Source organism: Ruegeria sp. F5, assembly GCF_056533845.1.
Genome location: NZ_JBQFOU010000007.1, coordinates 83,424 through 99,833 on the forward strand (window position 1 = coordinate 83,424; position 16,410 = coordinate 99,833).

At 61.2% G+C, this 16,410-nt stretch carries 14 protein-coding genes and 1 pseudogene; 7 read left to right on the forward strand and 8 right to left on the reverse strand.

The window, feature by feature from the left end:
- Positions 1–5 precede the first annotated feature (5 nt).
- The 3 genes from ACR0K1_RS12450 (at position 6) to speB (ending at position 3,307) form a co-directional block, all read left to right on the forward strand.
- Positions 6–1,217 (forward strand): saccharopine dehydrogenase family protein, encoded by a 1,212-nt coding sequence (locus ACR0K1_RS12450; protein WP_480612668.1) that lies wholly within the window; start codon positions 6–8, stop codon positions 1,215–1,217.
- Positions 1,218–1,298: 81 nt separating this feature from the next.
- The gene (gene nspC, locus ACR0K1_RS12455) at positions 1,299–2,468 is read left to right on the forward strand and encodes a carboxynorspermidine decarboxylase (protein ID WP_480850856.1); all 1,170 of its coding nucleotides are present in this window, start codon (positions 1,299–1,301) and stop codon (positions 2,466–2,468) included.
- The gene (gene speB / locus ACR0K1_RS12460) at positions 2,465–3,307 is read left to right on the forward strand and encodes an agmatinase (protein ID WP_480612672.1); all 843 of its coding nucleotides are present in this window, start codon (positions 2,465–2,467) and stop codon (positions 3,305–3,307) included. Before nspC ends, speB begins: the two co-directional genes overlap by 4 nt.
- Here the strand turns inward: speB and ACR0K1_RS12465 are convergent.
- Positions 3,304–3,894, reverse strand: a complete 591-nt coding sequence (locus tag ACR0K1_RS12465) for an HD domain-containing protein (protein WP_480612674.1) — start codon at positions 3,892–3,894, stop codon at positions 3,304–3,306. The two genes, speB and ACR0K1_RS12465, sit on opposite strands and share 4 nt — an antisense overlap.
- Before the next feature lie 101 nt (positions 3,895–3,995).
- Between ACR0K1_RS12465 and ACR0K1_RS12470 the strand changes: the two genes are divergently transcribed.
- Positions 3,996–4,829: a LysR family transcriptional regulator gene (locus tag ACR0K1_RS12470; protein ID WP_480612676.1), complete on the forward strand. Its 834-nt coding sequence runs from the start codon at positions 3,996–3,998 to the stop codon at positions 4,827–4,829.
- Position 4,830: 1 nt separating this feature from the next.
- Here ACR0K1_RS12470 and lptF read toward each other — a convergent pair whose 3' ends face one another.
- A complete protein-coding gene (gene lptF / locus ACR0K1_RS12475; protein WP_480612678.1) occupies positions 4,831–5,964 on the reverse strand; it encodes an LPS export ABC transporter permease LptF in 1,134 nt (377 codons plus the stop codon).
- Positions 5,965–6,076: 112 nt separating this feature from the next.
- The gene (locus ACR0K1_RS12480) at positions 6,077–6,520 is read right to left on the reverse strand and encodes a hypothetical protein (protein ID WP_480612680.1); all 444 of its coding nucleotides are present in this window, start codon (positions 6,518–6,520) and stop codon (positions 6,077–6,079) included.
- Positions 6,521–6,717: 197 nt separating this feature from the next.
- Between ACR0K1_RS12480 and ACR0K1_RS12485 the strand changes: the two genes are divergently transcribed.
- Together ACR0K1_RS12485 and ACR0K1_RS12490 are read left to right on the forward strand one after the other, a co-directional pair.
- Positions 6,718–6,924, forward strand: coding sequence for a hypothetical protein (locus tag ACR0K1_RS12485; protein WP_480612682.1), 207 nt, complete (start codon positions 6,718–6,720; stop codon positions 6,922–6,924).
- 515 nt (positions 6,925–7,439) lie between these two features.
- Positions 7,440–7,571, forward strand: coding sequence for a hypothetical protein (locus tag ACR0K1_RS12490; RefSeq protein ID WP_480612684.1), 132 nt, complete (start codon positions 7,440–7,442; stop codon positions 7,569–7,571).
- 364 nt (positions 7,572–7,935) lie between these two features.
- Here ACR0K1_RS12490 and ACR0K1_RS12495 read toward each other — a convergent pair whose 3' ends face one another.
- The 5 genes and pseudogenes from ACR0K1_RS12495 to ACR0K1_RS12515 form a co-directional block, all read right to left on the reverse strand.
- The gene (locus ACR0K1_RS12495; RefSeq protein ID WP_480612685.1) at positions 7,936–9,546 is read right to left on the reverse strand and encodes a GMC family oxidoreductase; all 1,611 of its coding nucleotides are present in this window, start codon (positions 9,544–9,546) and stop codon (positions 7,936–7,938) included.
- An 86-nt stretch (positions 9,547–9,632) separates the two neighbouring features.
- Positions 9,633–10,703, reverse strand: coding sequence for an acyl-CoA dehydrogenase family protein (locus ACR0K1_RS12500; RefSeq protein ID WP_480612687.1), 1,071 nt, complete (start codon positions 10,701–10,703; stop codon positions 9,633–9,635).
- Between the two features lie 3 nt (positions 10,704–10,706).
- Positions 10,707–11,895: pseudogene (locus ACR0K1_RS12505) on the reverse strand (acyl-CoA dehydrogenase family protein).
- A gap of 2 nt (positions 11,896–11,897) precedes the next feature.
- On the reverse strand, positions 11,898–13,958 hold the full coding sequence (locus tag ACR0K1_RS12510; protein WP_480850861.1) for a 3-hydroxyacyl-CoA dehydrogenase NAD-binding domain-containing protein: 2,061 nt from the start codon (positions 13,956–13,958) through the stop codon (positions 11,898–11,900).
- A gap of 117 nt (positions 13,959–14,075) precedes the next feature.
- Positions 14,076–15,581 (reverse strand): class I adenylate-forming enzyme family protein, encoded by a 1,506-nt coding sequence (locus ACR0K1_RS12515; RefSeq protein WP_480850863.1) that lies wholly within the window; start codon positions 15,579–15,581, stop codon positions 14,076–14,078.
- A 203-nt stretch (positions 15,582–15,784) separates the two neighbouring features.
- Here ACR0K1_RS12515 and ACR0K1_RS12520 point away from each other — a divergent pair, with 203 nt between their 5' ends.
- On the forward strand, positions 15,785–16,228 hold the full coding sequence (locus tag ACR0K1_RS12520) for a putative molybdenum carrier protein (RefSeq protein ID WP_480612763.1): 444 nt from the start codon (positions 15,785–15,787) through the stop codon (positions 16,226–16,228).
- Positions 16,229–16,410 lie beyond the last annotated feature (182 nt).

The following is a 16,410-nucleotide window of genomic DNA, read 5'->3' on the forward strand; positions in this document are numbered from 1 at the left end:
ACACCATGAGCAAAACACTGGTTGTCGGCGCAGGCGGCGTATCCCACGCCGCCGTGCACAAGATGGCGATGAATTCGGAAATCTTCACCGAAATCACTCTGGCCAGCCGTACGAAATCGAAATGCGACGCCATCGCCAAAGCGGTGAAAGAGCGTGTGGGCGTCGATATCAAAACCGCCGAACTCGACGCCTACAAGGTCGAAGACACGGTCAAGCTGATCAAGGAAACCGGGGCCGAAATCCTCGTGAACCTCGCCCTGCCCTATCAGGATCTGGTGCTGATGGATGCGTGTCTTGAGGCCGGTATCCACTACCTCGACACCGCGAACTATGAGCCCGAGGATGAGGCCAAGTTCGAATACCACTGGCAATGGGCCTATCAGGAACGGTTCAAAGAGGCTGGCCTTACTGCCATCCTCGGCTCGGGCTTCGATCCGGGTGTGACATCCGTCTTTGCCAAATGGCTGAAGAAACACAAGCTGGACACGATCCGCCAGATCGACGTGCTGGACGCCAATGGCGGCAGCAACGATCAGGAATTCGCCACCAACTTCAACCCCGAGATCAACCTGCGCGAAGTACTGGCCGAGGTGCGCCATTGGGAAGGCGGCGAATGGAAACACTCCCCCGCTATGACCCACAAGGTCGAGTTCGACTTCCCCGCCATCGGCCCCAAGAACATGTACCTGATGTATCATGAGGAACTGGAATCGCTCTCAACCCATTTCCCCGAGATCGAGCGCGCCCGCTTCTGGATGACCTTCGGCGATGCCTACATCACCCACGCCAAAGTGCTGGAAAATGTCGGCATGACCCGCATCGACCCGGTGATGCATGACGGCAAGGAAATCATCCCGATCCAGTTCCTGAAAACCCTGCTGCCCGATCCCGGCGATCTGGGCGCGGAAACCAAGGGCAAAGCTTGCATCGGCGATATCGCCACGGGTCAAGCCAAGGACGGTTCTGGCGAGAAGACCTATTACATCTACAACATCTGCGACCACGAGGAATGCTATGCCGAGGTCGGCAGCCAGGCCGTCAGCTACACAACCGGCGTCCCCGCGATGATCGGCGCGGCGCAGGTGCTGAAAGGCAACTGGACCGAGCCCGGTGTGTGGAACATGGAACAGCTCGACCCGGACGACTTCATGGACATGCTGAACACCCATGGCCTGCCATGGCAGGTCCACGAACTCGACGGCTCCGTCGAATTCTGATCCGCAGCTTCATCTGGCTATAAATATCCCGGGGGTCCGGGGGCAGCGCCCCCGGCCTCTCCACTTAAGGAGACGCCGGTTATGTCCGACATGATGACCACACAGGCCGGAGATGCCGGAGCCTTCCGCAAGTTCGACTTCAGCCGCGTTCCCACCCCCTGCTTCGTGGTCGACGAGAAGGCCGTCGAACGCAACCTGTCCATCCTCACTGACATCGGCACCCGGTCCGGTGCCCATGTGCTCAGCGCGCTCAAGGCGTTTTCGATGTTCTCGCTGGCCCCTCTGGTGCGCCAACACCTCGGCGGCACCTGCGCATCCGGCATCTATGAGGCGCGTCTGGGCCGCGAGGAATATGGCGGTGAGGTCGCGACCTTCTGCGCCGGATACAAAGACGCCGATATCGACGAAATCCTGTCCCTGTCCGACCACATCATCTTCAACTCGCCCGCGCAAAAGGACCGGTTTCTGGCCAAGGCCCAGGCCGCCAAAGTGCAGGTCGGCCTGCGCATCAACCCGGAACATTCCGAGGGCGAGATCCCCAAATACGACCCCTGCGCCCCTTGCTCGCGGCTGGGCACACCTGTAAGCCAACTGACGGAAGACACGCTACACGGCGTGGACGGACTACATATGCATACGCTCTGCGAACAGGGGTTCGAGCCCTTGCAACGCACGTGGGCCGCCGTCGAACCGAAGCTCAAGCCGTTCCTGAACCAACTCAAATGGCTCAACTTCGGCGGCGGGCACCATATCACCCGCGATGACTATGACCGCGAGGGGCTGGTCGCCTTCATCAAATCCATCCGCGCCGAACACAATGTCGATATCTATCTCGAACCCGGCGAGGCCGTGGCGCTGGACGCAGGGATTCTGGTCGGAGAAATCCTCGACCTGCCGACCAATGACATGAACCTTGCGATCACCGATATCTCGGCCACCTGCCACATGCCCGACGTGATCGAAGCCCCCTACCGCCCCGCCCTGATGGACGAGGCCGAGGCGGGCCATACCTACCGTCTGGGCGGCCCCTCCTGTCTGGCCGGTGACGTGATCGGCGATTACACGTGGGACAAACCGCTGGAAATCGGGCAGCGCTTTGCCTTCCTCGATCAGGCGCATTATTCGATGGTCAAGACCAACACGTTCAACGGCGTGCCCCTGCCCGCCATCGCCCTGTGGAACAGCGAAACGGACGAACTGAAGATCATCAGACAGTTCGGCTACGACGACTTCAAGGACCGCCTCTCATGAGCATTTTCCTCAACAGCGAACTGACCGCGTTTGAACGCACCGAAAACGCCCGGTTCCGCGTGATCCCGGTGCCGCTGGAGCGCACCGTGTCTTACGGCTCTGGCACCGCCAAAGGCCCCGAGGCCATTATCGAAGCCAGCAACGAGTTGGAACGGATCATCGGCCATGCCGAACCCTGCGTTGAAGGCATCCACACGGAACCTCCTTTGGACTGCGACGCCGCGCTGCCCGAGATCATGGAACGTCTCGCCCAACGCACCGAGGCAGCCGTGAAGGCGGGCAAGGTGCCGGTGACGCTGGGCGGCGAACACTCGCTCAGCTACGGCGCGGTGATGGGCGTGGCCCGCGCACTGAACCAGCCCGTCGGCATCGTGCAAATCGACGCCCACGCCGACCTGCGCAACGCCTATCAGGGCGAAAAACACTCCCACGCCTCGGTCATGCATCTGCTGGCCGAAGAGGGCATCCGTCTGGCCCAATTCGGCGTCCGTGCCTTTTCCACCGAAGAGGCCAAGAGCCGCCTGAAAAACCACGTCTTCCACGTGGATGCCGAGGAACTGGTCACAGGCAATATTCACGCCGTCGACCTGCCCGAGGATTTTCCGGAACTGGTCTATGTCAGCTTCGATGTGGACGGGCTAGACCCGTCACAGATGCCCGCCACCGGCACACCGGTCCCCGGCGGGCTTGGCTATTATCAGGCTTTGAGGCTGGTGGAACACGCGCTGAAACACCGCAAGTGCGTGGGCTTTGACGTGGTGGAACTGGCCCCGGACGGCAATGCAGCGTGGGATTTCACCGCCGCCCAGATCGTCTATCGCCTAATGGCGGCCTGTTAACCCTCGGCTGTTTCGTTCAACTCCATATGCCCCTCGCCCTTGTTCAGGACGCGGCGCAGCATGGGCTCGAAGAACTCCAACGGCTTGGTCGGATAGTCCGGGTCGAACGCCTTTTGATCGTATTCATGGCAGAAATAGCGGCAGTCCTCCCAATAGGGGCTGTCGCGGTACTTGTCGCGGGCGTTGCGGTCGCCGCCAAGGTGGTGGTTGTAGTAGTAGCCCTGGAACACGCAGTGGTGCTTGAGAATCCAATGGGTTTTCTCGCTGACATAGGGCTTCATCATCGCCGCTGACAACTCGCCGTGATTGTAGGGCGACAGGATATCGCCGGTGTCGTGGATCAGCGCTGCGACGACCAGTTCCTCATCCGCACCATCCTCATAGGCGCGGGTCGCGGCCTGCAGGCTGTGCTGGTAGCGGTTCACCGGATAGGGCGTCCAGTCCTCATCCAGCGAGCGGATCGCGTCCAGAATCCGGTCTGGCAGGGCGGCATTGTACGCCTCTTCATACTCCATCACCGCGTCCCAGTCAGCTTTGGTGGCCTCTTCAAAACTGGTCCAGGTCGGCTTGTGGCTTTTGTCCAGCATGGCTGCGTCCTTTGGTCTGGTTCCCGCAATCAGGATACCGCAAATAGCTAAATCAAAAAAATGAATTGATTTTATCAGGTCGATCAAAAAATACTTTCGACATGCAAATCAAAGCCCTTGAAACCTTTCTCTGCGTTGCTGATACGGGCGGGTTCCACGCCGCCGCGCGGAAGCTCAACGTCACCCAAACCGCCGTCAGCGCCCGCATTCGGCTGATCGAGGACGAGACCGGCAAGCAATTGTTCACCCGCGGGGCCGGCGGAACGGCGCTGACCGAGTTCGGGCGGCAGTTCAAACCCTATGCGGAACAGATGCTGTCGCTGTGGTCCTTTGCCTCGACCGACCTGCCTGCGCAGACGCAAGACCGCCTCGCCCTGCGGCTGGGCGCGCAGCTTAGCATCTGGGACCCGCTGCTGGTCGATCTTGCGGTGCGCTTCGAGCAGCAATTCGGCAAGCTGCTGCTGACGCTGAACTATGACCACGACCTGAACATGACCGAGGCCGTGGCGACCCATGTTCTGGACGCCGCCCTGACCCACGAAAAACCGTCCGACCGCCGGGTGATCTGTCATGAGCTTGCCCCGGAACGCCTGTCGCTTGTCGGAACGCCCGATGGCGGCACCGCAGAAGACGCCCCGCTGTTTGTCAATCTGGAGCTTGGCGACGTCTATCAGGATCACGTGCGCTCGACGGCGCGGCGGGCGGCAGGACAGACGATCTTTCTGGGCAATTGCATGATGGCGTTGCGCTATGTGCTGAAACGTGGCGGATGCGGGTATTTTCCGGATTATGTCATCGCCAGCCATCTGGCTGAGGGCAGTCTGATGCGTCTGGACGGCGCGCGGGATCTGATGCTGCCGCTGTATCTGGTGGTGCGAAAGGACAGCGAGGAGTTTGCCAACATCCTGACCTGCCTGACCCAGTTGCGCGGGTGAGTCAGGCCGACGATACGGCCTCGGCCCGCCGCCTTGCTGGCAACAGCGGGCGCCCGGCGACCACCAGAAACAGGCAGGATATCAGAACGCCCATGACCGCCGGAAGATACAAAAGCCCCCACAGCCTGGGATCGCCAATCACGACAGGCGACACAAACCCCCGCACACCTTCCAGCAGCACAAGAATTGTGAACGCCGCCAATATCTGCGGCCACAGCCCGAACCGCGAAAAGCTGCCCAGCATCAGGGTCGAGTACCCTGCCAAAGCGACGGCGATGCAGATGGCGATCCAGGAAAACCTTTGATGCAGTTCTTCGACCAGCTGCCCCTCGCTATGCCCGTCCGCCGCGGCGACGGCGGCGCGGTCCTGAAGCAATTCCAGCGTCGGTATCGCCTCAAGACTGCGGCGGCCCATGCTGGTGGTATTGGTCAGTTCCGAAATGTCGTACGAGGCGTCCTGAAACAGGGTCGACGACAGGGTTCTGCCCTGTTTGTCCAGCCGCAGGGCAATTCCGTCCACCATCACCAGATGGATGCCGGTGTCGTTGTTGACCAGATAGGCCGTCGCGCTGGAATAACTGACGGCATTTTCCGTATCGCGCCGGTCCGAAACAAAGACCTCGTGCAAGGTACCATCCAGCTCGATCCGCCCGATATAGACGGTCACGCCCTCGACCGGATGCAGGAATTCGCCCTCGTTCAAAAGCTGCGCCGTCACATCGCCTGCGACCTCGGCCTGCCGTACCTCAAGCTGTTCTACCGAGGCCGGGCGCAGAAACACACTGATGATGGCCATCATCAGACCGGTCACCACACCGAACAGCACGATGGCCCGCGCCAGACGCCACGGGCTGGACCCGGTGGCCAGCATCACGGTCAACTCGCTTTCGCGGCTCAGGCGGTTGGTGGCGTAAACGGCAGCTGCAAACACCGCCATCGGCATGACGGTGCGCACCAGCGTCGGCAGGGTCAGGGCGGTAAATTCCAGAAATACCATCGCGGACTGCCCGCCGCTGATCACGCGATCAAACAGGCTGACCGAGCGGGTGATCCAGAACACCCCGACAAGGACCAGGGTGAAAAAGCCGAACAGAATCAGCAATTGCCGCAGGAAATATCCATCAAAGCGCGACATGAGGCTCCGTCCCTGTGATCCGTTCGCGCAGACAGTAATCCATTCGTCTGGCCGTGGAAACCGCGATTGGTCGGCGGCAGGCGTTTTCCATTGACGATTGCGGGATCCCGGCTCAGTCCGGCAGCAAATGAATGGTCAGATAACACAACAGTTGAAACCCGCCCTGCACCATATGGTTCTCCTCAAGGTCAAAATTCATCACCGTCTGATCCGCCAGAAAGAACGCAAGCCACAGGCCGAGCGAAACGATAAAGGCGATATCGACCCGGCGAAGCCATTTGTCTTTCTGCCTATAAGGCGTAATGGCGGCAAAGACGAACAGAAGCGTGGACAACAAGGCCCACAGAATAATTCCGACAAACAGGATGACATTGACCGCTGTGGTCGAGCCGAACTGTTCCAACGTCTTGACCAAGAACGGGTAATTTTGGCCGTCAAACCAGGGGGTCGATGTCAGGCCCAGCAATTCCAGCCCGCCGATGAAGTCCGTCAGAAAGGCAAAGACCCACCAGAAGAGCCAGAAGATCACCAGCCCCTGTTTGAATAAAATCCGCATTGTTCGCCCTCCGCCCCTGTCAAAATTCATTGAAACCAATGACCACAGGATACGCGGTTAAGTCGGGAAAGCGAAATGCGGGCCCGGACCAGCGCGGCTTGCTGAAAAAAGGTTAACCCGCAGGCCATGCGGGGTTCAGCACCAATCTCGATATCTGCCTTGAACCCAGCCAGTCACGAAAACAGGAGGATACCGGGATGGCCTATGCAGATACAAATACCGAAAACGGTTACTTATCGCGCTTCTTCTCAACGGCGAAAAGAAGGGCGCGGCGCGAGAAAACGGCGGAATACAAAAGAAAGCAGCGCGAGGTAGACATGATGTCGGACAAAGTGCTGGCAAAGCTTGGCCACAGCCGATCCGACATGCAGGAAGTTCTGTACCGGCACTACTTTCAGGGCTGAGATTTTGCACCGGGGCCGGCCCCACAGGGGCTGGCCGGCTGCCAATGCGTGCGCAATCCGAAAGATGTACGGGAAACCCCCAATATCGCAGAGGCGAATCCGCTGCTATCCATCGGGCAACGGACCACTTTACACAATCCGTAACCCCCTAAGATGAGGGGCTGGCCGAGACCCCCTCACCCAGCCCCTCACCCCACCCATCACATTCAGAGGCGATGCGACAGGCGGTAACGTTGCTGGCAGCTGTGTTGCGCCAATCCACCGCGATTCCGGGCCGGTGTACACTCGCTATTTCTGAGGGGGGTGCGGCCTCTGGGGCCGATGATATCCTGTGCGGATCGGCGGCCTGTTGAACGCAGGCCGGGTCAAACCGGAATCAGATGAACCAAGGCGCTTTTGGGGCAATGTATCCGGCCACGACGCAATAGCTTCGCAAATAGAGAATTATTAACAGAAGGTTAACGAAACGTTTCCCCTGCATTCAACTGGATTGTTGCAAACTAGCAGACAGTCGTATGGGTGATGGTCTCGCGATCATCGCTGCACGAACGGGAGAGGACGATAAAATGCTGGACTATTTTCTGAATTTCTCAGTGGCATCGACCGCTATCCTGATCGGGTTCCTTGCAACCTTTATTGTCGCCTGACGGAAAGGACACGGAAACCTGTGCACGAGCCATCGACTGCGAACACGGCCGTTCTGAATGCAAACCGCTTGCAGCGGAACGAGGCCGAATATGTCGCTGCCATGTGGGCCGCCTGCGCCCTGGCGGCCTTGTGTCAAAAAAGGTCAGAACATTTCGAGGATTATGCATGCGCCTGGGCAGGCAAGCTGAGCCCCAGCGCCTTACGGTAGGCGCGGCTTGCATGCCGAACTTGAAACCGGGTGTCTGATTTGATTTTCCCATAAAAACCAGACGGTTCATCCTGCGAACCGGTTCAACTAGAAAGGGGCTGGCGCCCATACCCCCCCTCGGCCAGCCCCTTATTTTTTCTAACGGATCAATGCCATCACGCCGACCGGATGAGATCGGCGGCCTTTTCGGCAATCGCCATTGTCGGCGCGTTGGTGTTGCCCGAAATCAGGTTCGGCATGATCGAGGCATCGACCACGCGCAACCCCTCGATCCCGCGCACACGCAGTTGCGGATCGACCACGGCCATCTCATCCACGCCCATTTTACACGATCCCACCGGGTGATAGATCGTATCTGCCCGGGCACGTATGTGCTTTTCCCAGTCAGCGTCCGTTTTGACGGCAACGGTGCCGTGCATCTCGGACAGTTCGTAATCGACCAGCGGCGGGGCCTTCATAATCTCGCGGGTGATCTTCACGCCCTTGATCAAGGTCTCAAGATCGCGCGGATCGCTCAGGAAACCGGGATCGATCCCCGGCATCGCAAAGGGATCGGCGCTGTGCAGGAACACGCGCCCCCGGCTGTCGGGGCGCAGCTTGCATATGTGGCAACTATAGCCGTGCCCCCAATAGAGCTTGCGCAAATGGTCCTCGACGATGGTCATCATGAAATGCAGTTGAATATCCGGGCGGTCCAGATCCGAGGAGGTTTTCAGGAAAGCACCGGCTTCGGCCACGGGCGAGGCCGCCATCGACTTGCCATCCCGGCCCCAGCGCCAGAAGTGGCGCATCAGGTTCAACCCGCCCCAGGCGCTAAGGCCCAGATTGTCCCGGTATGTACTGCGGAAGGACAGCGAGAAGTCCAGATGGTCCTGCAGGTTCCGGCCCACGCCCGGCAGGTCCTGCACCACGTCGATGCCCAGTCGCGCCAGATCCTCGCCGCTGCCGATGCCCGAAAGCTGCAGGATTTGCGGTGATTTCAGCGCGCCCGCGCTCAGCAGCACTTCGCGCCGGGCCTTGACCTGAACATCCCTGCCCTTGTGCTGGTACAGCACGCCGGTCGCCCGCTTGCCCTCGGTCAGTATGCGTTTCACCAAGGCGCGGGTGATCACCGTCAAGTTCGGACGCGCCATCACCGGGAACAGATAGGCTGCAGCAGCCGAGCAGCGCTCGCCATTCTTGTTCCGGTCGTGGAACTGCGTCACCTGATAGAGGCCCACGCCCTCCTGATCGCCGCGATTGAAATCGTCGGTGCGGCGGTGTTGCAGGCGGGTGGCGGCCTCGACAAAGGCATGGGATATTTCGCGCGGGTCCTGCTGGTCCGACACCTGCAGCGGGCCATCAGCGCCATGGTCGGCATCGCCACCGCGCTGGTTGTTTTCGGACTTTTTGAAATAGGGCAGCAGGCTGCCCCAATCCCAGCCCTCATTGCCCAGATTGGCCCAATCGTCGTAATCCTGCCGCTGACCGCGCACATAGAGCGCGGCATTGATCGCGCTGGACCCGCCCAGCGCCTTGCCGCGCGGCTGATAGATCGTGCGCCCGTTCAGGCCCGGCTGCGGCACAGACACCATGCACCAGTTGTTGATCTGAACCGGCCTGTTCTGGATCATAAGAGCCCCGCCCAGCATCATGCGAACAAGCAGCCCGTTGCCGCCGCCGCCCGCTTCCAGCAGGCAGACACTGACATTGGGGGCTTCGGTCAGACGGCGCGCCAGCACACAGCCAGCCGAGCCGCCCCCAACGATCACATAGTCGAAAATCATTTGGTCCCTTCCACAGCGGATACCGTGCCGGGGCTTTGTCTCTGCTTCAATCGTGCCGTTGCGGCAATCCTGTGCCGCTGCGTGTCTCAGCTGTGCGGACCGGCGGCCATCACACGTTGCAACTGCGCATAGCGGTCGCCCAGCTGGTGGTCGATCATCACCAGACGTTTGGCATAGTGCGATGCGGGATACTCCCACGTCATACCGATTCCGCCATGAAGCTGGATGCTCTCCTCGGCGATCAGCGTCCCCGCGCGCCCGATCAGGTTCTTGGCCATGGCGATATACGTTCCGGCCTCATCCGTGTCCAGTTTGCTGGCCGCCAGAATGGTGATCGACCGGCATTGTTCAAGCTCGATCGCCATATCCACCATTCGGTGCTGCAGCGCCTGAAAGCTGGCGATGGGGCGGCCAAACTGCCTGCGTTGTTTGAGGTAATCGACCGTCATGTCGACCAATACCTCCATCACGCCCACCGCCTCGGCACAAAGCGCCAGACGGCCCGCATCCAGCGCCGCTTCGATGATGTCACCGGCATTCTCGTTCAGGCAGGTCGCCGGGGTGGCGTCGAGGATCAAGTCGCCCGCACCTCCGCCGTCGATCATGGCATAGTCGATGGTCTCGGGCCTTTCGACCAGAAACAGGCCTATGCCAGCGCCGGAACGCGCGGCGACCAGCGCGCCATCGGCACCGGGCAGGCCGTAGACCACCGATTTGCGGCCGTTCAGAACCCAGCCATCCCCGGACCGGTCGGCGCTGGCGCGGATCAGCGGCAGGCTTTCTGCCTCCGGCTCGAACACGGCCAGCGGCAGGCGTTTTGTACCCGCAATCATCTGTTCAACCAGTTCATCCGCACCGCAATCGGCAGCGGCGCGGACACTCATCAGCGCCGCAAGCATCGGTTCAGGGCAAAGCCCCCGGCCCAGTTCCTGAAACACGGTGGTGATGTCGAAACCTGCGCCTCCGAACCCGCCCTGCCGTTCGGACAGGAAGGCCCCGATCAGGCCGAGGTCAGACAATTCAGCCCATTTGGCAGGCGAATGATAGGGGGAGGTGCCGATCACGCCATTGCGGGTCTCGAAACCATATTGCTCCGCCAGATAGCGCCGCAGGGTGTCCGACAGCATCTGGCGGTCTTCGGTCAGGGTGAAATCCATCGGTCAGCCCCCGAACAGGTCTTTGGCGATGACGTTGCGCTGAATCTCATTCGATCCGCCAAAGATCGACAGCTTGCGATGGTTGAAATAGGTGGCGGCGGACCGCGCAGCCTCTTCCGGTACGGTCAGCGCATTTTCGGGCAGGTCTTCGGCGGGAAACGGGGTCGCCGCCGCCCCGAGAGCCGAACGGGTCAACGCCAAAATCCGCTGCCGGATCACCGTGCCCTTGATTTTCAGCATCGAGCTTTGCACCCCGGAGGCAGCGCCTTCGCGGGCCGCCGACAACATGCGCAGGTTCATCACACGCAGCGCCTCAAGGTCAATCTCAACCTCGGCGAGTTCCGCAGCAAACAGCGGGTCCTGCGCCAATGGTTTGCCGCCCCGGAGTAGCCGCTGCGACAGGGTTTTTGAGTTTTTCCAGATCGCGCGCCGAAAAGCCCACGCCCGCGATATTGGTGCGTTCATGGGTCAGCAGGTATTTGGCGATGGTCCAGCCCTTGTTTTCCACGCCCACCAGATTGGTCACGGGGACGCGGACATCGGTAAAAAACACCTCATTCACCTCATGCCCGCCCTCCAGCAGCCTGATCGGACGCAACTCGACGCCCGGCGCGTCCATGTCGACCAGAACGAAACTGATGCCTTCCTGCGGCTTGCCCTCGGTCGAGGTGCGCACCAGACAGAAAATCCGGTTGGCGTATTGCCCCAATGTGGTCCAGGTTTTCTGGCCGTTGATCACGTAGTCGTCGCCGTCCCGCACCGCGCGGGTTTTCAGGCTGGCCAGATCCGACCCCGCGCCGGGTTCCGAATAGCCTTGGCACCACCAGTCCGAGCCATCCAGAATGCGCGGCAGAATATCGGCCTTTTGGGCGTCGGACCCGAACTTGATCAGCACCGGACCCAGCATGTTCAGACCAAAGGGCACGATGCGCGGCGCGTTGGCCAGCGCACATTCTTCTTCGAAGATGTGCCGCTCGACCGCGCCCCATCCGGTGCCGCCATATTCAACCGGCCATGTCACGGCCAGCCAGCCCCGCGCGTTCAGCTTTGCGTGCCAGCCCTCCATCTCGGCTTTTGTCAGCGGCTCGGAATTGCGGCCTTTGCGGGCGAGGTCTTCCGGCAGATTCTCGGCCAGAAAGGCGCGCACTTCGGCGCGGAATGCCTCTTCTTCCCGAGTGAAACGCAGGTCCATCCTCAGCCTCCCTTGTTCAGATCGTCAAAGGACTTGCCCGCCTCGGCCAGTTCGCGCAGCAGGGCGGGAACCTGCCAGTAATGGGGATCTTCCCGCGCGTATTGTTCGATCCGGCGGACCAGAACATCCAGCCCGGTGATATCGGCATATTGCAGCGGGCCGCCCCAGTGACGGGGGAAGCCGTAGCCGAACAGGAACACCGCATCCACATCGATCGGGCGCAGGGCGATCTTTTCTTCGACCACCCGCGCCGCCTCGGACACCATCGCGGCCATGTAGCGGTCGACGATCTGCTGATCGGTGAAGCTGCGGGCGGTGATGCCTTTGGCCTCGCGTTCCGCCTGCGCATAGTCGGCCACCGCAGAGTTCACGCTGCGGGACTTGCCGTCGTATATATAGAAGCCTTTCCCGGTCTTGCGCCCGAACCAGCCCTGTTCGCAGATACGGTCGGCGATCTCGACATAGCGTTCCTCGGCCGGGCGGAGCGCGGCCTGACGCTTGCGCGTGGCCCAGCCGATATCCTGCCCGGCCAGATCGGAAACCGCGAAGGGGCCCATGGCAAAACCAAACGCCTCGAGCGCTTGGTCGATCTGTTCGAACGGCGCGCCGTCCAGCTGCATATAGGCCGAAGATTTGCGGTAATGCGCCAGAATGCGGTTGCCGATGAACCCGTCGCAGACCTCGGACCGCACGGCGATCTTGCGCAGTTTTTTTGCCAGTCTGAAGCTGGTAGCGACGATTTCGGGGGCGGTCTGCTTGCCCACCACGACCTCGAGCAGGCGCATCACATGGGCGGGCGAGAAGAAATGCAACCCGATCACATCCTGCGGGCGCGAGGTGGTCGCGGCGATCTCGTTCACGTCCAGATACGAGGTGTTGGTCGCCAGAATAGCCCCCGGTTTGCAGACCTGATCCAGCGCGCCGAAGACCTGCCGCTTGACGTCCATGGATTCGAACACCGCCTCGATCACCACATCCGCTTCCCCCAGCGCTGCCATATCGGTGGTGCAGGTGAGCGTGCCCAGCGCCGCATCGCGCTGCGCCTCGGACAGCTTGCCGCGCTTCACCGCACCGTCGAGGTTTTTGGTGATCGTGTCGCGGGCAAAGGCAACGCGGTCCTCTTCCATCTCGATCAGGGTGACGGGCATCCCGGCCAGCAGCATCGCGGTGGCGATGCCCGAGCCCATGGTGCCGCCGCCAATCACCCCGCCCGAGGTCAGATCGCGCGCCTCGGCCCCTGCCTCGGGGATATGCGCCACGGCGCGTTCGGCGAAAAAGGCGTGTTTCAGGCCCTTATGGGCGTTGCTGCCCATGGCTTCCATGAACAGGGCGCGTTCCGCCTTTAGCCCCTCGGCCAGCGGCAGGTTGCTTGCCTCTGCCGCTTTCAGCGCGCGGTCGGTGACCTCACCCCTGGCCTTGGCGCGAAACGCGGCCAGTTCGTCAGCGGTGATGCGGTTGCTCAGTTCAGCCGTCACGCGGGGTTTCAGCGTGCCGTCCAGCACCTGCTGACCGGCGGCCAGAGCAACCGCCTCGGGGTCGCCATCCTGCAGGTCATCCAGCAGACCGGCCTGCAGCGCCGCCTCAGCCGGGATCGGTTTGCCCGAGGTGATCATGGTCAACGCGGTGGTCCCATCGACCAGACGCGGCAGACGCTGGGTGCCGCCCGCGCCGGGCAGCAGGCCCAGATTGACTTCGGGCAGGCCCAGTTTCAGCCCCTTGATCCCGACCCGCGCCTGACAGCTTAAGGCGATTTCCAGACCGCCGCCCAAGGTTGTGCCGTGCAGAACGCAGACGATGGGCTTGGCGCTGGCTTCAAGGACCTCGCACACTTCGGGCAGGATCGGTTGTTTCGGCGGCTGGCCGAATTCGCGAATATCGGCCCCGGCCACAAAGGTCCGCCCCGCCGCATAAAGCGCGATGACCTTGACCGCATCATCCCCGGCCAAGTCACGCACCGCGTTCACCAGCCCGATCCGCACGTCATAGCCTGCCGCGTTGACCGGCGGGTTGTCGATTTTGACCAGCGCCACCGCGCCTTCTTTGCGAATTTCAACCGCGGTCATAAAGTTCTCCTGTTTATCAATCACATATGCCCAAGGCTCAGCCTGAGCGTTTCCACCGCCCCCAAAGCCCCGGCGTGACGGCCAAAGGGGCTGCGCAGCCCGTCATAGATGTACGCATCAAGCACTCTGAACCTTTTGATCCAGTTGCGCCAGTTCCTCCGCGAAAGCTTCGACCAGCTGGTGTTTCAGGATTTTCCCGGTTGCCGCCTCGGGCAATTGCTCGGCAATCACGATGTGATGGGGGATTTTGTAACCCACCAGTGCGTGACCCAGATGCGCGTTCAACTCCGTCGCCGTCGCCGGGGCGCGCAGGGTCACAAAGGCCAGTACGTCTTCATTCCCGTCGCGGGCGCGGCCAACCACGGCGGCCTGCGTGACCGATGGGTGGGCGTTCAGCGCGGCCTCGACTTCGGGCGGGTAGACGTTGAAACCGGAATGGATGATGACCTCTTTGCAGCGCCCCACGATATAGATGCGCCCGTCCGCTTCGATCCGCGCCAGATCGCCGGTGCGCAGGAAGCCATCCGCCGTGAAAACTTCGGCGGTGGCTTCGGGGTTCCGGTAATAGCCCTTCATGATGTTCCGACCGCGCGCCAGCAATTCGCCGACACCATCCGCGCCGGGGCGGTCCAGCCGAACCTCGATCCCGGGCAGTGGGGGACCGACACAATCGTCCTGCGGAGGGTTTTCAACCTCGGTGGTGGCAATCCCCGGCGATCCTTCGGTCAGGCCATAGCCATTGTGAATGGGCAGGCCAAAGATCTGCTCGACCCGGCGTTTCCAGCTTGGATCAAGCGGCGACCCGCCCGAGGACATATAGCGCAGACGGGTCTCAATCCGGTCGATGCCGTTGTCTTTGCAATGCGTCAGGATCAGCGCAAACATCTGCGGCACGCCGGACAGCATCGTGGCGCCGTTCTGCAGCGCGTCGATCACAAGGGCCGGGTCGAACCGGGGCTGAAAGCGCAGGCTGCACCCGGCCAGAAAGGTCGTGAGGATGATCGAGGAGAACCCGAAGACATGCGTGCCGGGCAATACAGCCAGGGCCTGATCCGCCGCCGTCGCCTGTCGCCGCTTCATCGAGGCATTGGCCGCACATAACAGGTTGTCATGCGTCAGCATCACCCCTTTGGGTGTTCCGCTTGTACCCGAGGTGTAAAGCACCGCCGCCACCTGCCCGGCCCCGTGTTCGACCGGCTCAACCTCAGCCTCGCGGACGGGCGAGGCCACCAGTGCGCCGCAGGGTAATCGCCCGATCTCGGTCGCAGCCAACCGCGCGGCATGGGCCCTTGCCGCATCCGAGACATCCGAAGTACAGATCACACAGCGCGCGCTGCAATGGGCGATCAGGGTGTCCGCCTCGTGCTCGGTCGCGCGGGCGTTGAGGGGGACGATCCAGGCATCCAGCAGGCTCAGCGCCAGAATGACCATCGCATAGGTCGCGCAATTCTCGGCCAACACCACCACCCGGTCCCCCGGACGCACGCCATGGGCCCCAAGCAAAGCCTGCGCCGCACGCGCTGCATCCGACAGATTCCCATAGCTGAGGCGCGCGCCGTCATGGTCGATGACAGCCAGATCCGAGGCTGCCTTGCCCTCGATCAACTGGTGAATTCGGTGCACCGCCTTCCCCCTGAGCGCAATCAGCCGGTTCAGCGGGCATGCTAAAGCAAATCACTATACGCTCAAGTGGTCCGCATTGCGGCGCTTTGCCGTTGACCACTCGCACAGGCGGGCGAGCGAGAAATTCGGACTGTGGTCTGCTATGATGCAGAACCGATGATTTCCGATCATCAAAAGGGAGCTGCGCAGGCGACGTGAAGATAATGACGGGCGGACAAACCGGGGTTGATCTGGCGGCGCTGCAATTTGCGCGCCAGAACGGCATCCCCTATGGCGGTTGGGTGCCCAGGGGCCGCATGAATGAGGCGGGCCGAATCCCCGATCATTTCAGCGGTCTGGTTGAAACACAGTCCGAGGATGTCAGCGAGCGTACACGGCTCAATGTCCAATCCTGCGATGCGCTGCTGGTCTTTTCAGACGGATCGCCGAGCCCCGGCACCCAACTGACGGTGGAATTCGCGGAAGAGACCGGAAAGCCCTGTCTGATCGTCGATGTTCGGGAGGGGGCAGAGACCTGCGCCCGACAGATACGTGCATGGTTGGACTCTCACCCCATTGCGGCGCTGAATATCGCGGGCCCCCGAAGCTCCGAGGCTTCGCAGATCGGAGAACGGGTGGCAGACATTCTGCGCCTGTCACTGGGCTGAGCCGAGAACAATCCTTAGGGTCGCCTTTCTGCGGTCCCGGCAAACACGGTTCATAGTACAGGGCGCGCGCGAAACTGGCTCTTGCGCCAAAGGGAAATTATGTTTCGCGCAGACAGGCAAAAACGAAACTTCATGACAATCCAAACGCGATAGTCTAATTGTTTCTTTTAATCCAAGCTTTA